This window comes from Chromobacterium vaccinii (assembly GCF_001855275.1).
In the GTDB taxonomy this organism is placed as follows: domain Bacteria; phylum Pseudomonadota; class Gammaproteobacteria; order Burkholderiales; family Chromobacteriaceae; genus Chromobacterium; species Chromobacterium vaccinii.
The window spans coordinates 4,410,454-4,427,934 of record NZ_CP017707.1 but is presented as its reverse complement, the minus strand read 5'-3'; the positions used below and the strand labels follow the sequence as shown (position 1 = coordinate 4,427,934).

General features: G+C 68.6%; 20 protein-coding genes. 3 read left to right on the top strand and 17 right to left on the bottom strand.

Translation table 11 applies throughout. The features are described from left to right. Positions 1-2 precede the first annotated feature (2 nt). Both dhbA and BKX93_RS20555 read left to right on the top strand, forming a co-directional pair. Positions 3-767 carry a 2,3-dihydro-2,3-dihydroxybenzoate dehydrogenase gene (gene dhbA, locus BKX93_RS20560; protein WP_070981143.1) on the top strand — a complete coding sequence of 255 codons (765 nt, stop codon included), beginning with the start codon at positions 3-5 and terminating at the stop codon, positions 765-767. Positions 768-913: 146 nt separating this feature from the next. Beyond that, entirely contained in the window at positions 914-2,017 is a 1,104-nt protein-coding gene (locus tag BKX93_RS20555) for a 3-deoxy-7-phosphoheptulonate synthase (RefSeq protein WP_222103269.1), read from the top strand. 69 nt (positions 2,018-2,086) lie between these two features. Here the strand turns inward: BKX93_RS20555 and BKX93_RS20550 are convergent, their stop codons facing one another. From BKX93_RS20550 to BKX93_RS20490, 13 genes are all read right to left on the bottom strand, one after another. Continuing rightward, positions 2,087-3,277, bottom strand: coding sequence for an anthrax toxin-like adenylyl cyclase domain-containing protein (locus tag BKX93_RS20550; protein WP_083340618.1), 1,191 nt, complete (start codon positions 3,275-3,277; stop codon positions 2,087-2,089). Between the two features lie 187 nt (positions 3,278-3,464). Continuing rightward, the gene (locus BKX93_RS20545) at positions 3,465-4,505 is read right to left on the bottom strand and encodes a TyeA family type III secretion system gatekeeper subunit (RefSeq protein WP_070981141.1); all 1,041 of its coding nucleotides are present in this window, start codon (positions 4,503-4,505) and stop codon (positions 3,465-3,467) included. Beyond that, positions 4,498-5,163, bottom strand: a complete 666-nt coding sequence (locus BKX93_RS20540) for a hypothetical protein (RefSeq protein WP_070981139.1) — start codon at positions 5,161-5,163, stop codon at positions 4,498-4,500. Before BKX93_RS20540 ends, BKX93_RS20545 begins: the two co-directional genes overlap by 8 nt. Continuing rightward, the gene (locus BKX93_RS20535) at positions 5,160-5,714 is read right to left on the bottom strand and encodes a type III secretion system domain-containing protein (RefSeq protein WP_070981138.1); all 555 of its coding nucleotides are present in this window, start codon (positions 5,712-5,714) and stop codon (positions 5,160-5,162) included. Before BKX93_RS20535 ends, BKX93_RS20540 begins: the two co-directional genes overlap by 4 nt. Further along, a complete protein-coding gene (gene sctJ, locus BKX93_RS20530) occupies positions 5,711-6,412 on the bottom strand; it encodes a type III secretion system inner membrane ring lipoprotein SctJ (RefSeq protein WP_070981136.1) in 702 nt (233 codons plus the stop codon). The genes BKX93_RS20535 and sctJ overlap by 4 nt, the downstream gene beginning before the upstream one ends. Next, positions 6,409-6,660, bottom strand: a complete 252-nt coding sequence (gene sctI / locus BKX93_RS20525; RefSeq protein WP_070981134.1) for a type III secretion system inner rod subunit SctI — start codon at positions 6,658-6,660, stop codon at positions 6,409-6,411. The genes sctJ and sctI overlap by 4 nt, the downstream gene beginning before the upstream one ends. Then, on the bottom strand, positions 6,657-6,926 hold the full coding sequence (locus BKX93_RS20520) for an EscG/YscG/SsaH family type III secretion system needle protein co-chaperone (protein WP_070981923.1): 270 nt from the start codon (positions 6,924-6,926) through the stop codon (positions 6,657-6,659). The genes sctI and BKX93_RS20520 overlap by 4 nt, the downstream gene beginning before the upstream one ends. Positions 6,927-6,931: 5 nt before the next feature. Beyond that, positions 6,932-7,150 carry a type III secretion system needle filament subunit SctF gene (gene sctF, locus BKX93_RS20515; protein ID WP_021478894.1) on the bottom strand — a complete coding sequence of 73 codons (219 nt, stop codon included), beginning with the start codon at positions 7,148-7,150 and terminating at the stop codon, positions 6,932-6,934. Between the two features lie 15 nt (positions 7,151-7,165). Further along, a complete protein-coding gene (locus tag BKX93_RS20510; RefSeq protein WP_046159179.1) occupies positions 7,166-7,885 on the bottom strand; it encodes an AraC family transcriptional regulator in 720 nt (239 codons plus the stop codon). 66 nt (positions 7,886-7,951) lie between these two features. Then, positions 7,952-8,191, bottom strand: coding sequence for an EscE/YscE/SsaE family type III secretion system needle protein co-chaperone (locus BKX93_RS20505; protein ID WP_046159180.1), 240 nt, complete (start codon positions 8,189-8,191; stop codon positions 7,952-7,954). A 13-nt stretch (positions 8,192-8,204) separates the two neighbouring features. Beyond that, on the bottom strand, positions 8,205-9,389 hold the full coding sequence (gene sctD, locus BKX93_RS20500) for a type III secretion system inner membrane ring subunit SctD (RefSeq protein WP_070981132.1): 1,185 nt from the start codon (positions 9,387-9,389) through the stop codon (positions 8,205-8,207). Positions 9,390-9,401: 12 nt separating this feature from the next. Next, the gene (locus BKX93_RS20495) at positions 9,402-10,880 is read right to left on the bottom strand and encodes an EscC/YscC/HrcC family type III secretion system outer membrane ring protein (RefSeq protein WP_046159151.1); all 1,479 of its coding nucleotides are present in this window, start codon (positions 10,878-10,880) and stop codon (positions 9,402-9,404) included. Continuing rightward, positions 10,877-11,278 (bottom strand): hypothetical protein, encoded by a 402-nt coding sequence (locus BKX93_RS20490; protein WP_046159150.1) that lies wholly within the window; start codon positions 11,276-11,278, stop codon positions 10,877-10,879. The genes BKX93_RS20495 and BKX93_RS20490 overlap by 4 nt, the downstream gene beginning before the upstream one ends. Before the next feature lie 273 nt (positions 11,279-11,551). Here BKX93_RS20490 and BKX93_RS20485 point away from each other — a divergent pair, with 273 nt between their 5' ends. After that, positions 11,552-12,190, top strand: coding sequence for a two component system response regulator (locus tag BKX93_RS20485; protein WP_046159149.1), 639 nt, complete (start codon positions 11,552-11,554; stop codon positions 12,188-12,190). A 4-nt stretch (positions 12,191-12,194) separates the two neighbouring features. On the opposite strand, the gene BKX93_RS20480 is transcribed toward BKX93_RS20485, so the two are convergent. Genes BKX93_RS20480 through sctT form a run of 4 tightly spaced genes read right to left on the bottom strand, consistent with a single transcriptional unit; the run spans position 12,195 to position 17,479 of the window. Further along, positions 12,195-14,936: a two component system sensor kinase gene (locus BKX93_RS20480; protein WP_070981130.1), complete on the bottom strand. Its 2,742-nt coding sequence runs from the start codon at positions 14,934-14,936 to the stop codon at positions 12,195-12,197. 11 nt (positions 14,937-14,947) lie between these two features. Next, positions 14,948-15,655, bottom strand: coding sequence for a lytic transglycosylase domain-containing protein (locus tag BKX93_RS20475; RefSeq protein WP_145929354.1), 708 nt, complete (start codon positions 15,653-15,655; stop codon positions 14,948-14,950). Beyond that, complete coding sequence (locus BKX93_RS20470; RefSeq protein WP_070981128.1) at positions 15,639-16,703, bottom strand: EscU/YscU/HrcU family type III secretion system export apparatus switch protein; 1,065 nt, start codon at positions 16,701-16,703, stop codon at positions 15,639-15,641. The genes BKX93_RS20475 and BKX93_RS20470 overlap by 17 nt, the downstream gene beginning before the upstream one ends. Further along, entirely contained in the window at positions 16,700-17,479 is a 780-nt protein-coding gene (sctT, locus tag BKX93_RS20465) for a type III secretion system export apparatus subunit SctT (protein WP_046168632.1), read from the bottom strand. The genes BKX93_RS20470 and sctT overlap by 4 nt, the downstream gene beginning before the upstream one ends. Between the last annotated feature and the right edge of the window lie 2 nt (positions 17,480-17,481).

The following is a 17,481-nucleotide window of genomic DNA, read 5'->3' as shown; positions in this document are numbered from 1 at the left end:
TCATGGTCGGACTGGATTTCACCGGCCAATGCGTGTGGGTGACCGGCGCGGCCCAGGGCATAGGCCGCGAGGTGGCGCGCCGCTTCGTCGAAGCCGGCGCGCGCGTCGTGGCGCTGGACCTGCAGTTCGAACAAGCGGCCGCGCATTGCGGCGTGATGCGCGAACTGCCGCTGGACATCCGCGACGCCGACGCCGTGGCCGCGCTGTGCCGCCGCCTGGCCGAAGAGGACGCGCTGCCCGATGTGCTGGTCAACGCCGCCGGCGTGCTGCGCCTGGGCGCGTTCGACGCGCTGTCGGTCGACGACTGGCAGCAATGCCTGGCCGTCAACGTCAGCGGACCGTTCTACCTGCTGCGCGCGCTGATGCCGCACTTCAAGGCGCGCCGCGCCGGAGCCATCGTCAACGTCGCCTCCAACGCCGCCCACGTGCCGCGCATCGACATGGCCGCCTACGGCGCGTCCAAGGCGGCGATGGCCAGCCTCAGCCACAACGCCGCGCTGGAGCTGGCGCCGTACGGCGTGCGCTGCAACGTGGTGTCGCCCGGCTCCACCGACACGCCGATGCTGCGCGGCATGTGGCAGGACGAGCACGGCGCCGCCCGCACCATCGCCGGCAAGCCGGAAGCGTTCCGCCTGGGCATTCCGCTGGGCAAGCTGGCCACCCCGGCCGATGTCGCCGGCGCGGTGCTGTACCTGGCTTCCGACCTGGCCGGCCACGTCACGATGCAGGACATCGTGGTGGACGGCGGCGCCACCCTGGCCGCCTGAACATGCGGCCCCCGCGACGGGAAGAAGGCCTGCGCGCCGTCGGCGCGCGGCCGCCCTGTCGCCGACACCGGGGCCGCGCGCCGGCCCTGCCGCAAACGACGGGCTGAATCCGCGGCTCGTTTGCGGATCATCCTGTGGAGAACATCATGACAACGCTTGCAAGGCCGGATCACGGCCTACTCGCGCCCGAACACGGCCACGCGCCGCCATCCAGCCAGGCCGACTACCGCTCGATGGCCAGCCCCGCCGAACTGCTGCGCAGCCTGCCGGCCAGCGCGCGCGCCAGCGCCTCGGTCCATGCCGGCCGCGACGCGGTGAAAAAAGTGCTGAGCGGCGACGACCCGCGCTGGCTGGTGGTGGTGGGGCCCTGCTCCATCCACGACCCGCGCGCCGGACTGGACTACGCCGCCCGGCTGGCGGAGCTGGCCGCCGAACTGAACGACACGCTGCTGATCGTGATGCGGGCCTACTTTGAAAAGCCGCGCACCAGCGTGGGCTGGAAGGGCCTGATCAACGACCCCTACATGGACGACAGCTACTGCGTGGACGAGGGCATGCACATCGCCCGCCGCTTCCTCCTGGCCTCCGCCGAGCTGGGCCTGCCGCTGGCCGGCGAGGCGCTGGACCCGATGTCGCCGCTGTACCTGGCCGACCTCTATAGCTGGATGGCGATCGGCGCGCGCACCACCGAATCGCAGATCCACCGCGAACTGGCGTCGGCGCTGGACAGCGCGGTGGGCTTCAAGAACAGCACCGACGGCTCGCTGGACGCGGCGCTGAACGCCATCGTCTCCGCCAGCGCGCCGCACGCCTACCTGGGCATGGGCAAGGATGGACGGGTGACGGTGGTGAACAGCCGCGGCAACCCGCACTGCCATCTGGTGCTGCGCGGCGGCGGCGGCCGGCCCAACTATGATTCGGTAAGCGTTGCGCTGGCCGAACAGGCGATGAAGAAGCATGACATCCCGCCGGCCATCATGGTGGACTGCGCGCACGCCAACTCGTGGAAGCAGCACGCGCTGCAGCCGCGCGTGCTGGCCGACGCGGTGTCCCAGATCCGGCACGGCAACCGCAGCATCCGCGCCTTCATGCTGGAAAGCTTCATCGAGCCCGGCAACCAGGCCATCCCGGCCGATCTGTCCGAGCTGCGCTACGGCTGCTCGGTGACCGATCCCTGCGTGGACTGGCACACCACCGCCGACATCCTGCGCGACGCCCGCGCCAAGCTGCGGCCGCTGCTGGCCGGCTGAGCCCCGCCGGCAGCCTGTCCGATGCCGGCGTCCGGAACATGCCCGCCCGGACGCCGGCCTAACGAACGCTCACTCTCCGCCCAACCGGCGGCGGGCGTCGACAAAGCTTTCGCGCCTGACGCCGCTCACTTCTTTTTCCCACAGCGGGTTCAAGGGCAGGTGGTAGCCGCTGTCCTTGGCTTGCTTCACCAGCTCCGCCAGCTCCTCCTTGTTCGCGATCACGCAGATTTCGTCGAAGCGGCCGATCCTGGCCGGCAAGGCGAAAGTGGCGGGATAGTTCGCGTCCGGGTCCGTCGCCGGACTGCCCGAGTCGGCGTTGTGGTGCACCACTCGCTCGCCGTCGCCCACCAGGGCCTGGTTGATGACGGGAATCATGTCGCGGATGCGCGCCGAGGCATTGCCTATTTCCGCATCCTCCCGGCGATAAAAGCTCTTGGGATTCAGATAAGCGTCCAGCAAGCCGACATTGGCCGGAATCCCGCGGTAATGGTCGATCCGGTCGCGGAAGACCGAATGCGCGACGTCTGGCACCGGCAGATTGTCCTGCGGACCGACATCGCTCAAGTGCGGGCCGATGACCAGCAAGTCGTAATCGGCGGTGAGGGGTTTGGCGTCCGCCTTCGGCGCCAATACTTCAATCGGCGCGCCGTCGTGGCGGATTTCATACGCCTCCTCGCCGCCGGACTTGCGCGCCGCCTCGAAGACATATTCCTTGCCGCTGGGCGCTTTCGCGGTGAACGTGCGCACGCCTTCGGCGTTTTCCCGCGACAGATTGTTCAGCACGCCAGCCTGCAGCAGGCTGGACAAGCGCGAACCGGAGATCGTCAACGGCACCGCCGCCGCGTCGCCGTCGCGGATGCACTGCCGGGTTTGGGAGTTGAATTTGGCGATGCGGTCGGCCGAAGCGTTTTCCAGCTTGCTGAAGCGCTGATCGACGCAGATCAATCCGGCCTGCGCGCCCCAGGACGCGCTTTTGCCTTTGATATGAAATCCCTTGGTCGGATGCCCGGTTTCAATCAGCTCGGTGGCCAGCCTATCCACCGGCCGGATGCCGATAATGCAGTTATGCTCGCGCGCGACCTGCTGCAGCGGAATCAGATGGGCGGCGACCATGCCGGTTTTGTCCTTCACCGCCTCAACCAGTCGTCCCAGGCCCAGCGGCTCGCCGCTTGCGCCGGCAGCCTGGTTCGAAGTGGACTCCAGCTGTGCCTGGCCGACATTGCCCGGAGTGATCGCCGCGCGATTGAATTGAATGGTCATGTGGTTTGAGCTCGCAAATTGCCGACAACTTGATGGGACATGGCGCGCCGCCAGCCTCCCGGCTCGGTCAAGAGCCGTCGCGCGCCAGCGGAGACAATGGCGGCCAACATATCAGCCGGCGCGGAAACCGGCTTTCAGAAAACCGCATATCATTCGGTTTTTGACACAAGGATGCCGCGCGGGCCGGCTATTCCAGGCTGCGGTCGCGCAGCTCCGCCACCGCGGCCTCCAGCTGCGCCTTCTGCTCGGCGTCGCCGAAACAGTCTTCCGGCAGCAGCTGCGCCAGCCGCCCAAGGGCGTGGGCCAGCCGATACTGCTGCTCGGGCTCCACCGGCGGCAGCGCCTCCGCCACGCTGTCCGCGTTCACCCACACCTGCTCCAGCAGCGACACCACGCCGCGCAGCAGGGTCTCTCCATCCAGGTCCGGCAAGGCCAGCGCCGCCGCGGCCTGGTCGCAATGGGCCTCCAGGCCCAGGATGCGCAACAGCAGCCTGAGGTCGCCGATCACCGCGGCCAGATGGCTGCCGACGATGGCCTGGCCGCTGGCCGACAGCTCGTAGGACAGCACCCGCAGCATGGTGCGCAGCTTGCGTTGCCGCCCGTCCCGCTCGCCCAGCGACGCCAGCCACTGCGACAGCTTCTGCCGGGACGCGCCGGCGCGGTGGTAAAGCCGCAGCAGTTCCTGGCGCAAGGCTGGCGTCGTCGCGCCGTACTCCAGCGCGCCGAACAGGGACAAGGCCAGGGTGTCGTCGGCGGTCAGCGCCGCCAGCGCCTCTTCCATGCGGCGGCGCAGCTTGGCGTCCGGCCTGCCCTTCGCCAGCCAGGCGGCCAGCTGCAGGGCCATGCGGCCCGGATCCGGCGTCTGCGCCTGCATCGCGGCCAGCAAATGCGGCGCGCGCTGCCAGTCTTGCGGGCCGCTCAGCAGGCTGTCCAGATCGGCGGCCTCCACGGCGGCCAGCTCCGCCACCAGCTTCTGCGCCAGCACCCGGCCGCGCGCGCCGTCCTGGCCGATGCCGCCGCGCCGGTTGTCCCGCAGACGCCCCCCCAGGGCGAAGCCCAGGTCTTCCTGGGTCTCGGTCAGCGCGTCGCTCTGAAACTCCAACAGCTCGGCCTGCGCCAGCGCCAGCACCGACTCCGCCGCCGCCGGCCTGCCCATCGGCTGGGCGGCGATGCCGTCATCCACGCCGCCCAGCGCCGTTCCCGCTGTCACCTGATCCAGCCTAAGCATGGGCCGCCTCCCGGGCATCGCCCCTCAGTTGCTCCAGCACCCGCGCCTGATGCGCGGGCGTGTCCAGGTGGATGCGCACCAAGCCGTTGTCCAGCCTCGCCTGCCCGACGGACAGCGCGGCGTCGGCCAGCACCGCCACCTCCGGCACCTCGGCGTAGGCCAGTTCCGCCGCCCTCAACGCTTGCGGCGCGACATGCAGATTGACGCTGCCGCGCGGCAGCAGCCGCGCCACCTGGCGCTCCACCCGGCGCAGCAGCAGCTCGCTTTGATCACAGTTGCCCAACAATGCCTCCAGCACTCCGGCGGTGATGCCGCGCCAGCGCAGGGCCAGCTGGCGCGCGATCAAGCCTTCCATTTCCTGTTCGCAGCACAGCCAGCGCACCGCGTCGGCCACCGCCTCTTCCCGAGCCAGGGCCGCCTGGCGCTCGCCCTCGCGCCTGGCGGCCTCGCGCAGCGCGTCCGCGTCGAGCCGGGCCTGCTCCAGTTCGGCCCGCGCCTGGCGGCGCAGGGCATCGGCGTCGTCGCGCGCCGCCGCCCTCTCCGCCTCCAGCGCGGTGGAGATGTCCTGCCTGGCCGCCAGTTCGGCGGCCAAAATCACGGCTGCCGCCGGCAATGGCCCCGGCAGAACCGCCACGGGGATTTGCAGCGGATTATTCATAGCCACCTCGACAATTTTTGCAGCGCCGGCTCAAGCGGCGCCGCCGGCGCGGCCTGCGCGGAAGGCGCCCACAGCAGGCGGCACAAGCGCAGCGACGGTTCGGCCGCGTCCGCCAGCCAAGCGGCGCCCAGCGCGCGGGCGGCGTCCGGCAGCTCGGCCGGCGCCAGCTCCGCGGCTTCTGCGCCTCGGGGCAGCAGCGCTTGCAACTGCGTTTGCGCGCGCGCGTCCAGCACAGGCGACAGCGCCTCGCGGTAAGGTTTCAACAGCAGATAATCGGGACAGCGCAAGGCCCACAGGCCCAGCGCCGCGCACAGCGCCTCGCGGCGCATGTCGTCCTCCAGCAACGCCTCCGCCAATGGCGACGGTTCGGGCGCGCCCCCCGCATGGCCCAGGCGGCTGGCGATCAGGCTGTCCAGCGCCGGCCGCGTCAGCGCCTGGGCGGCATAGGCGGACCGCCAGCCGGCCAGGCCCAGCTTGTCCCACCAGCCATCGGCCATTTCCCGGCCCGGCCGCCGCCACAGCGCGTGCAGCCGCCGCAAGGCCGGGCTCATCCGACGGCCTCCGGCCGGCGCCGCCACCACAGCGCGGCGAGGCACAGGCCGCCCAGCAACAGGGTTCCCCCTCCCGCGGCGATGGGCAGCCAGGGAATGGACCGCTCCCTGGGCTCTGCCGCGGGCTGGTAGCGATATTCCGCCCGCTGCAAGGTGATGCTGATGCGATCGGCGGCCAGCCCGGGGATGCCGTCCCGCACCAGCGCGCGGATTTCCGGCTCGCGCGCGGCCAGGTTGACTTCCGGGCTGTATTTGATGAACACCGCGGCCGATGCCGGCGGCGGCGCCTCGCCGTCGACACCGCGCGGCTCGGCCACCGACACTTCGGCGGCGACCACGCCGTCCATGCTGGACAGCATCTTTTCCAGCTGCTGGCTCTTCAGATAGCTGAGCTTGGCCTCCTCCTGCTCCGGCGACGACACCAGCTGGCCGCTGGGAAACAGGTCCTGCATGGTCACCGTCTTGCGCCGCGGCAGGCCGTTCTGGCGCAGCACCTCCACCGCGTCGACGAAGCGGTCGCGCTCCACCTTCAGCGTCACCCCGTCCTTGGCCGTCTCCTTGTCGGCCGGGATGTGGTTGTACATCAGCAGCGCCAGCATCTGGTTGGCCTCGCTCTCGTCCAGCTTGCTGTAGAGCTCGCTCTTGCAGCCGGCCAGCAGCAAGACGCTCAGCAGCAGGATCCAAGGCGCGATTTTCATTGCATGCTGACCAGCTTGTTGATCGACTGGGTCAGCGAGCCCGCCACTTTGGCGGTCAGCTCGGAGCCGACGGTGAGCTCGCTGAGCGCGCTCTGGGCGGCGAACAGCGCATCCGGCGAGTCGGCCGCCCGCTGGCTGTCCAGCAAGGCCGCGAAACGCTGCTGGGAAGAGGCGTCGGGGACCGGCGCCTCGCTCTGCCCCAGCGGAGCGAGGGCGGCGAGGGCATGGGAAATGGCTTCTATGCTCATGATTTTTCCTCCGAGGAAGTCGCGTTCAGCAAGGCGCGCAAGGGGGCGCAATCGTCATCCGGCAAGGCGGCCAGCCTGGCGACGGCGGCCCGGCGGCGGCCCAGGCCGAACAACAGCACGGCCTCGCAGCGCGCCAGCTGGGCGGGCTCGTCCAGCCAGTCGGGCAAGGCGGCCAGGATGTCATGCATCTCGGCACGCAGGCCATGGTTGACGGCGGCGAAGCCGGCCTCGATCACCAGGCGGGAAATGGGAAGTTCTGCGTTCATGCTCTTCATCCGATCTTGGAGATGATGCCCATCATCATGTCCTTGACCGCCTTCATCACCGAGCTTTCATAGCCGATCATCACCGAGTACTGCTGCAGCGCGTACTGCGACTTGAGCATGCTTTCCGGGTTGTTCTGCACATCGCTGTTCATGGCGGCCTCCGCGTTGTTGGCCGCCTGCGATATCTGTCCGCCGATCTGGGAGACGATGGAATCGATGTTCATGAAGGGCTCCTTGGCTCAAAACAGAAGCGACGCCGCGAGCGGCACGGTCGGCGCTTCCCGCCTGACGTCGCTGGGCGACATGCGGAAATGGCGGCGGAAGCTGTCGGAAAAGTGCGCCGGGTTGCCGAAGCCCGACTCCAGCGCCACGTCGATCACTTTCTTGGTGGTGGTTTCCAGCAAGCCCCTCGCGTATTCCAGCCGCTGCGCCAGCAGCCAGTGCTTGGCGGACACGCCGTACTTTTCCTTGAACAGCTGGTTGAACTTGCGCAGCGGCAGCCCCAGCGCGTCGGCGTAGCGGGCCACCGGCCACGGCTGCAGCCGGTGGCGGTGGATGAAATCGAACAGGTCCAGGTCGGCGGCCACCAGATAGCGCAGCAGGGCCGCGCAGTATTCGCCGTCCACCGCCAGGCAATACGACAGCACGAAGCGCAGCATCGCGCAGCGGTCGGCCTCGGCCAGTTGCCCCGCCGCGCGCAGCACGCCTTCTTCGGCGGGGATGTTGCGGGGAATGTCCAGCATCGCGCCGCGCCCCCCGCCCGGCAGCAGTTGCTGCATGTCGCGGTAAACCAGTTGCAGCTCCATGGCGGAAACGGGGTAGGCCCGTCCCGTCGCGGACAGCTCCGGCGTCCCCGTTCCGGCCATCAGCAACAGGCTGGGGCCGAGAACCGGATAGCTTTGCCCGGCAACGCGTACCATGTCGTCTTCCGTTGTCAGGATGATGTGCAGACAAGTCATCGCGCGCTCCTTTTGTTCACCATGTGGCCATCATCGCGCCGGGCTCCAACCGGCTCCATCAGGTCATCACCTGAGTTGGGCGGCCGCGCGATGCCGTCTATGCCAGACGGTGTCGACCACCCGCATCGCCGCCAGGCAGGCCAGCCGCTGGCGCTCCAGCTTGGCGTAGGCGGCGGCGCTTTGCGGCTGGCGCTGCCTCAGTCCCAGATCGGCGGCCTCAGCGGCCAGCGCGGCCAGCATCCGTCCCAGATCGCGGCCGTTCGGGTCCGCCGCCAATGTGTCTTCAAGTTCGGTCAAGGTATGCATGGAAACTCTCCGTTCAGCCGTGCAAAGGCAGGAACACCAGTTGTCGGTTGCCGGCGATGGAGACGCCGGCCGGCGTGATCGCGACGATGCGCATGCTCCGCTTGAGCGGGCTGCCGGGCTGCAAGCGCATGCCGTTGGCCAGCTCCAGATAGGGCTCCCGGGCGTTGCCGCCCACCCCGGAGATGGCGGCGGGCAGGTAGTCGGCCGACTGGGCGGTGCTGGCGGCGCTGATGAAGCGGAAGCGCCCGCTCTTGCCGGCTTCGGCGTTGAACCGCGCCAGCAGCGCGTCCAAAGCGGCCTGGCGCGCCGCGTCCAGCTGCCCGGACAAGACCCAGCCCTGCTCGGTTCTGGCCGCGCTCAACCCGGACAGCAGCCCGGCCTGCCGCAAGCGGGCCAGCAGCGCCGCCAGGGCGTCGGCGCCGCGATCGGTAAAGCGCCAGCCCTGCAGGCCCGGCAGTTGATCCAGCGCGGCGGATAGCTCGGCGAAACGGGCGTCGCTCTCCACCTGGCCGTCGATATCCGCCCGGCCCTGCGCGTCCAGCGATACCGTGACGTCCGGATAGCCGTAGCTGCCCAGCAGCGCGCGCACCGAGCGCCGCAATTCATCGTCGCACACAGTCTCCTGGCGCAGGCGCACGCCGGCGGCGCGCAGCCTGGCGGTCAGCGCGGACAGCTTCTCGCTGCTGCGGCAGCGCCCGGATAGCAGCAGCCCGCCGCCGTCCAGCCAGCGCGCCGACAAGCCCGGCTCGGCGGCTAGCGCCTGCGGCAGCCAGACCCGCGGTCCGGGGGCTGCCGGCGGATCGGCGGGCATCGCCGCCCAGGCCAAGGCCGCGGCCAGCGCCAGCGTGGCGGCCAGGATGGCGGCGGCGGAGCGCTTCAGGCCGCCGCGCGGCGGCACCTTCGGCGCGCCCAATTCGGCGTCGGCGGGCCCCAGCACGAAATGCAGCCCCGCCATGTCTATCGCCGCCTTGGGCGGCAAAGGTCCGGGAGGACGGCTGCGGCCGCCCACCCAGCACGGCGTGCGGCTGCCGAGGCTGACCGCGTCGGCCGAGACTTCCAGCGTGGCGACGGCCCCGCCTTCCAGCGGCAGCGAAAGGTCGCTGTCGCCGCCGCCGACCGAGAACGGGCCGAGCGGCAAAAACAGCTCGCGTCCGGCCAGCGGACCGTTCAGCAGCTTGAGCTTGAAACTGGCGTCCATGATCGTTCCCCCCTACAACTGCCGTGGCTCGGCCTTGATCAGGAACAGGCGCACCACATTGCGCTCGCTCTTGGTCGTGCTGCGGAACAGGCCGCCGATCAGCGGCAGATCGCCCAGCAATGGAATCTTGCGCACGCCCTCCACGCTTTCGTCCTGGACAAAGCCGCCCAGCAGCAGCGCCTGGCCCAGGTTGAGCCTGGCCTGGGTGGCGATCTCGGCGTTCTGCACCTGCGGCAGCGATTCGGCGCGGCTGATCGGCTTGTCCTGGCGGCCATCCTGGATGTTGAGCGTGAGCAGAACCTTGTCGCCGTCGGTTTCGTGGATCAGCCGCGGCGTGACGCGCATCAGCGCCCCGGCCGTCACCGACTCCAGCTTGGCGTTCTTTTCGCTCACCAGCTTGGTGTAGAAAGTGACGCTGCGGTCCAGCACCGCCTGCACGTTGTCCAACGTCACCACCGACGGGCGGGACACGATCTTGGCCTTGGACTTCTGCTCCAGCGCGGAAAGCCGCAGCATGAAGTTGCCGGAGTTGGACACCAGCGACGAGAAGCTGTCGGATGCCAGGCCGCCGTCGCTGTTGAAGCTGACCGTCCCGCCGCCGATGCGGGCCGATCCGGACCAGTCGATGCCCAGTTCGTTGATGTCGGCTGCGTCCACGTCGATGATGGCCACCGATATCTCGATCAGGCCCGGGCGGCGGTCCAGCTTGGGAATCAGGTCGGCGTACAGCGGCATGTTCTTCTTGCGGTCGCGGACCAGCACGGCGTTCTGCCGCGTGTCGGCGGAGAACATCGGCAGCCCGCTGGCGTCGGCGGGCGCCGGCGTCTTGTTGTCGGGCAGCGGCAGCGCCCTGCCCTGCGCCATCTCGCGCAGCACCGACACCACGCCGGGCACCACCACGTTCTGGCTGCGGTAGGCGTAGCTGCTGTCCCCGGCGTTGGCGTACTTGAGCGGATAGATGGCGATGGTTTCCTTGTTCTGCTCCTGGTTGAGATTCTGCTCGTCCAGCTGCTTGGCCAATGCCGCCACCCGGGTCAGGCACACCGGCACGCCGTTGACCTGCAGCGCGTTGGCGCCGCCCACCTGGCGCAGCCGGCAGGCAGCGCCGTCCAGCAGGCCGCTCTGGCGGATCAGCCCCTCCAGCTCCGTCCCGCTCAGATAGGCCGGCGTCAGCAGCGCCTGGTCCATCTCCTGCGCCTTGTAAACGTACAGCGTGTTGCCGTCGTAATACGGCAGCAGCTGATACAGCCGCGACAGCTCGGACAGCGCCTTGCCTCGCGGGCTGTCGCTCAGCTCCCCGGCATAGGCCTCCGTGATCCTGGGGCTGACCACCACCGGCAAGCGGTAGTTGGCGCCCATGTCCTTCAACACCGAGGCCAGCGGCGTATTGCGGCTGGAAACGAAAAAGGGCTGTCCGCGCCAGGGAATGGGTTGGGCCGCGGCGGCGCAGGACGCCAGCGCGCCGGCCATCAGCAACGACAGGAATTTCATGCGTATCTCCCGGCAATGGGCAAAACAAGGGGGGGAGCGCGGTCGCGCGCGGCCAGCAGCGCCGCCAGCGCCAGTTGTTGCTTGAGCAGCAGGTCGAACTCCACCTCGGTCAGCCGTTCGGGAAACCGGCGCAGCAGCCACAGGCTGTCGTCGGCCAGGTATAGGGCGTCGTCGCAGGCTTCCGGGGTGGAGGCCAGCAGCAGGCAGGCTTCCGGCGCTTGCGACACGGGCCGATCCAGGGTCAGCGCCACGGTCAGTCCCGCGTCGAAGCTGCGAGCGCGCGCCCGGTGCGCGCCCAGCATGCCGGTGGCGACCGACCCGGCGGCGGACCAGCGCGGCTGTGCCAGGCGCGCGGCCAAGCTGCGCAATGCGGAATGGGGATCGAGTGCTTTTTTCATGCCCCCATGCTGCCAACAGGCGCTATCGTGAAATATCCGGCCTACACCTGAATTTCACGCCGCGCCTGTCCATGCCGCCTCCCGGCGGGGCAAATGGCGGCGGCATGCCGCGCAGGCGGAGCGACGGCTTGATGATTCACGGATATAAACCTAATTGGGCATGTCAAAGAACTTAATAATGACTATGATTTGCCCCATAGGCTTATTGTGAATTCTGCTGTCACAGAGAAAATTTCAATTAAAATTAACACTTTATTTACAAGGCCTAGCCAGATGAGTTCACTCCCCCTGCGCGTCCTTATCGTTGAAGACCACTCGCTGCTGATAGACGGCGTCCGCTCTTTGCTGGCGGACCGTCCGCGTTACGAGGTTGTCGGGGCCGTATCCGATGGGCTGGCCGCCTACGAAGCCTGTCAACAGCTCAATCCGGATTTGGTGCTGCTGGATCTGGGCTTGCCAGGCATGGACGGCATCGATGTGATTCACCAGTTGCGCCGGCGTTGGCCGGCGCTGCGCGTGGTCGTATTCACCGCGTCCAACGAGGAGCACCGCGGCCGCGCCGCGCTGACCGCGGGCGCGCTGGCCTACGTGCTCAAACAGAGCCCGCAGCAGGTGCTGCTGGCCGCGCTGCAGCACGCGGCGCTGGACAAGACCTATATCGACCCCGCGCTCAAGCTGGAAACGCTGGACACCACCGAGCGCACGCTGGGAGAGACTCCGCTGACGCTGCGCGAGCGCCAGGTGCTGAAACTGGTGGCCGAAGGCCGCCGCAACCGCGACATCGCCGAGCTGCTGTCCATCAGCCTGAAAACGGTGGAAACGCATCGCCTCAACCTGATGCGCAAGCTGGACGCCCACAACGCCGCGGAACTGAGCAACTGGGCCCGGCGGCTGGGCGTGCTGGAGTTCTGAGCCCCTACAACACGCTGTCTATCAATCTTCCCAGCGCCTGCCACGCGTCTTTGCGCAGTCCGGCGCCCTGCTGCAGCTGCGCCTCCCAGTGCTCCACCGCCTCGCACACCAGATGCAGCCCGGCCTGGCCCGCCAGCCCCTTGAGCGCATGCAGCAGATCCAGGCTGGCCGCCTGATCCTGCGCGGCCACCGCCTCGCCCAGGCGCAGATAGCGCTGGCGCAAATCCTGCTCCAGCCGCCGCAGGAAATCCGGATCCCGCGCCAGAATGGGCTGGTCGCAGCCGGCGTTGGGCTCCAGCTCCATGCCGCGCGTCAGTTGCAGATCGGCGACGAAGTCCAGCATATGCGCCAGCATGGCCGGCGTCACCGGCTTGGTCAGATACTCGTTGAAGCCGGCGGCCAGCAGCCGCTCCCGCTCGCCCGGCTGGGCATTGGCGGTGAGCGCCACGATGGGGCAGTCCGGGTCCAGCATGCCGTTGGCCTCCTCGCGCCACAGCGCCGTCGTCTGCCCGCCTGACAAGCCGGGCATGCGCATGTCCATCAACACCACGTCGAAAACATGCGAACGCCCCAGCGCCAGCGCATCCTCGCCGCTGGACGCCTCCATGGTGTGGTGGCCCTGCAGGCGCAGCATGCGCCCGACAATGTCGCGGTTGGTGTCCACGTCATCCACCACCAGCACCTGCAGCGACCAAACCGAAACCGGCACGTCGCCGTCGTCCAGCCGCGAGCCCGGCGCCCCGTCCGGGTCCAGCCACTGGCGCAGCCGCGCCGGCAGATACGCCAGTTCCGGCGCCTCCAGTGTCGGGTTGGCGCCCGCTTCCGGCTGGTAGCCCCAGGCGCGCAATTGCTCATGCAGGCGCTCCGGAGCTACGATGGGGCCGAGGTCCGGCACCATGTCGGCGCACACCTTGCCCAGCGGCAGCTCCAGCTGGAAGCAGGCGCCGCGGCTGGCCGGCGTCAGATACAGATCCCCGCCCAGCAAGCGCGCGAGGCTGCGCGCGATCGGCAATCCCAGGCCGCTGCCGGAAACATGGTTGTCCAGCTGATGAAAAGCGGTAAACACCTCTGTCCGCTTTTCCTCCGGTATGCCCGGCCCGGTGTCGTGGACGCTGAAATACACCCGCCCCTCCACGCTCCAGGCGCGCAGGACGACCCCGCCGCTCGAGGTGAATTTGACGGCGTTGCCCAATAAATTGATTAGAATCTGGCGCAGTCGCAGGCCGTCGGTATGCAACTGCCGCGGAAAGCTGGTCGCCGCCTCGGTCTGCAGCGACAGCCCCTTGTCCAGCGCCTGCAGCTGCACGGTGAGCATGGCCTGGTCTATCAGCTCCAGCGGGTCCAGCGCGATCGGCGTCACCACCATCTGCCCGGACTCGATCCGCGAGAAATCCAACAAATTGTTGATGATCTCCAGCAGGTGGCCGGAGCATTTCAGCGCGGTGTCCACCAAATCATGCTGGCTGGCGGTGCCGCCGGTGCGGTTGAGCAGCATCAGCGCGCCGACGATGCCGTTCAGCGGCGTGCGGATTTCATGGCTGATGCTGGTGAGCTGCTCGCTCTTGTTGGCGCTGGCGCGCTCGGCCCGGTACCTGGCCTCCTCCAGCGCCGTCGTGCGCTCGGCCACCTTGGCCTCCAGCTCGGCGTACTGCGCCTGCACCACGTCCAGCAGGCGGTTGTAGGCGCAGGCGATCTGCCCCAGCTCGTCCTCGCCCGCTTCCGGCAAACGCTGCTGCGCGCTGACATCCGCCTGGGGGCTGATGGTGCGGACGAAGTGGCTGAGCGTCCGGCCCAGGCTGCGCTGCAGCACCGCGTACAGCAGGCCGACCAGGGACACCAGCACCAGCAGCGCCATCGGCAAGTGCCGGGGCAGCGCCGCCAATGCCCTGTCGGTCAGCACGTCCGCCGGATAGAACAGCACCATGCGCCAGCCCGGCGGCTCCACATTGGTGCAGATGGCCCGCACGCCCTCCACCCGCCGCGAATACGGAGCCACGCAATCCGGCAGCGAAGCCGGCAAGCCGGGAGGCGTCCACGGCGGCAGCGGGGTCAGCGCCTGGCCCGCGCCATCCAGCCAGGCCAACCAGCCCTCGTGCAGCACATCCAGCTTGTCCAGGCCGAAATTCATCGACAGCTGCACCGTAATGCCTATCAGGTCGTTGCTGGCGGCGTCCTCGGCCGCCACCACCAGGCACCATTTGCCGTTGTACGACTGATAGGGGCGGCCCCAAAGCACGCCGTCGCGCACCGGCTGGCTGCGCAGGCCGCGCAGCTGGGACAAATGCTGCTGGCTCTCGATTTGATGCTTGGGGCCGTTGGCGCTGGACAGCGCGATGCCCTTGTCCATCACCACGAAGGTATTGACCAGATTGCCCAGGCCGCCGCTGCCGAAAGCCTCGACGAAGGCCAGCGCCCGCTCGACGCGCGGCGGCGCATCCCGGCGCTTCTCATCGAAAGGAATGTAATGGGCGCTCAGGTAATCACCGCTGCCCACATTATCTGACAGGCTGCGCCAGCTGCTGAGCAGGGTGCGCACGTCGCGCGACACGCCTTGCAGCTCGGCGCTCTCCTGCGCGGCCCGGTTGGCGGTTTGCGCCTCCAGCCGCTCCACCAACTCGCGGCGGGTGTCCTGATAGTCCAGAAACAGGGTCACGCCGGTGCCCAGCAGCCAGAACAGCGCGATGGCGCCGCTGAGCACCAAAGACAGGCGAAACGGCAGCGAGGCGCGCCAAGGCAGATTGGGCATGCTGATCCTAATCAAAGTCGGGCCGCCGGAGGCCGCGGGGAGCCGCCGGTGAAAAGCCGCCAGAATTGTTCCATGTCGCCGATGCCGCCCGCGGCGCGGCGCGGCCGGCGGGGGGCGGGCACGGGCGCGGCATCCGCCGCCGCCGCGCCCGCTTCGCCCTTCAGGCCGGCGTAATGGGCCATGACCTTGCGGACATAGTCCCGGGTTTCGGCATAGGGCGGGATGGCGTTGCCGTAGCGCGCCACCGCGCCCTCTCCCGCATTGTAAGCCGCCAGCGCCAAGTCCAGGCGGCCGCCGAAGCGATTCATCAGCCAGTCCAGATAGGCGGCGCCCGCCTGCAGATTGGCGCGGGGATCATACAGCGCCGTCTGGCCGAAACGCGCCGCCGTGGCAGGCATCAGCTGCATCAGCCCCACCGCCCCCTTGCCCGACACCGCCTCCGGCCGATAGGCCGACTCCACCTGCACCACGGCGTGGATCAACATGGGGTCCAGCGCATGCTGGCGCGCCACGTCGTCGATCAGCGGCCGATAGCGCTGGGCGGAAGAGGACATCGGCTTCGGCGCGGCGGATGCAGCAGGCTCGTTCCCAACCGCCGGCGACGCCGCCAGCGGCGCGGACGGCGCGGGGTCGGCCGGCACCGCGTACCATTGCAGCGCCTCCGCGCCGGCCGGCGCGCAAAACAGCAGCCACAGCAGGGCACTATACAGGGGCTTCATCGTCATCCTCCTCTTGCAAACGGTCGCGGATCAGGCTCAACACCTGCGCCACGGCGGCGAACAACGGCTCGGGAATGTAATCGCCGGGCCGGGTGGACGCCACCAGCGCGCGCGCCAGCGGCACGTTCTCCACCACCGGAATGCCCTGCGCCTCGGCCAGCGCCACGATGCGCCGCGCCATTTCGTCCCGGCCGTACTCCAGCACCTGGGGCAGCGGCGTGTCGTCGGCCTCGTAACGCAGGCAGACGGCGATGTGGGTGGGGTTGCGCACCACCACCGAGGACTTCGCCACCTTGCCGGCCAGGCTGCCGCTCTGCACCTCGCGGTGCAGCTCGCGCCGGCGCTGCTTGACCTCCGGGCTGCCCTCGGAATTCTTGAACTCCTGCTTGATGTCCTCGCGCGACATCATCAGCTGCTTGCGCAGCTGGTGGTGCTGCATCGCGTAATCTGCCACCGCGAACACCGCGGTGAAGGCCAGCAGCACCGCCCACATCCATTGCGCCATCTGCACGCACACCATCAGCCCTGCCTCCAGCCCGGCTTGCGGCAGATGGGCGAACGACGCGGCGTAGCGCTTGATCAGGTAGGTGAAGGTCAGTCCCAGCACGCCGACCTTGAGCAGCATCTTGCCCAGCTCGAACAGCGTGCGCGCCGACACCATCTGCTTGATGTTGGACAAGGGATTGATGCGCTCGCCGGACGGCATCAGCGCCTTGGGCGCGAACAAAAAGCCCGACTGGATCAGCCCGACCAGCAGCAAGGCCACCGTCAGCAATCCGGCCAGGCCGAAAACGAAGCGCAGCATCAACGCGGCCGTTTCGCCCACCAATTGCGCCAGCGCCGCCTGCAGCGGCAGATTCGACACCGCCACCGCTGACGTCATCAGCCCGCCCAAGCCCCGCAACAACCCCGGCCCCTCCGCCACCAGCCACAGCAGGATCAGCCCCAGCTGTGCCACCGCGCCGATTTCCTGGCTCTTGGCCACCTGCCCTTCTTCGCGGGCGTCGCGTATCCGCTTGGCGGTGGGCTGCTCGGTCTTCTCGCTCACCGTCCCGGCTCCAGCACGCTCGCCAGGCCGCCGTCGAAGCGTTCAAAGCTGGCAATGACGTCGGACAGGCCGAACTGCAGGCCGATGATCAGCATCAACAAAGCCACCAGGCTCTTGATCGGCATCGACAGCGAAAACACGTTCAATTGCTGCACCGAGCGGTTGATCAGGCCCAGCGCCAGATCCACCAGCACCATCATCACCAGCGCCGGCATGGCGAACCCCAGCCCCAGCGTGTACAGCAGCTGCCACTGCCGCTGCAGCAAGGGAATGAACTGGCTGGACCAGTGCCAGCCCATACCGGGCGGCAAGTGCTGATAGGAGGCGTACAGCGCGGACAGAAAAGCGTGGAAGCCGCCCAGCGCCATGAACAGCACCGCCGCCAGTTGCGAAAACAAGGCGCCCATCGGCGACGACTGCCCGCCGATCAGCGGATTGAGCACGCCGGCCATCGACGCGCCGCGCAGCGTGTCCAGCGCGAAGCCGGCCATGTCCACCGCCCAAAAGGGAATCGCGGCGGAAAACCCCAGCAACAGGCCGACGGCGAGCTCGCTCGCCAACAGCAACGCATAGGCGGCCGGCGCCTGGATCGGGTCCGGCAACGCCAACTGCGCCAACAGCGGCAGCGCCGGCAAGGTGGCCATCAGCGCCAGCGCGTTGCGGATCAGCGCGCTGCCCAGCATCGACGGGCTGAACAGCGGCAACAGCAGCATCGCCCCCAACGGGCGCATCATCGCCGCGCCCAGCAGCGGCCACCAGGGATTGAGCTGGTCCATGC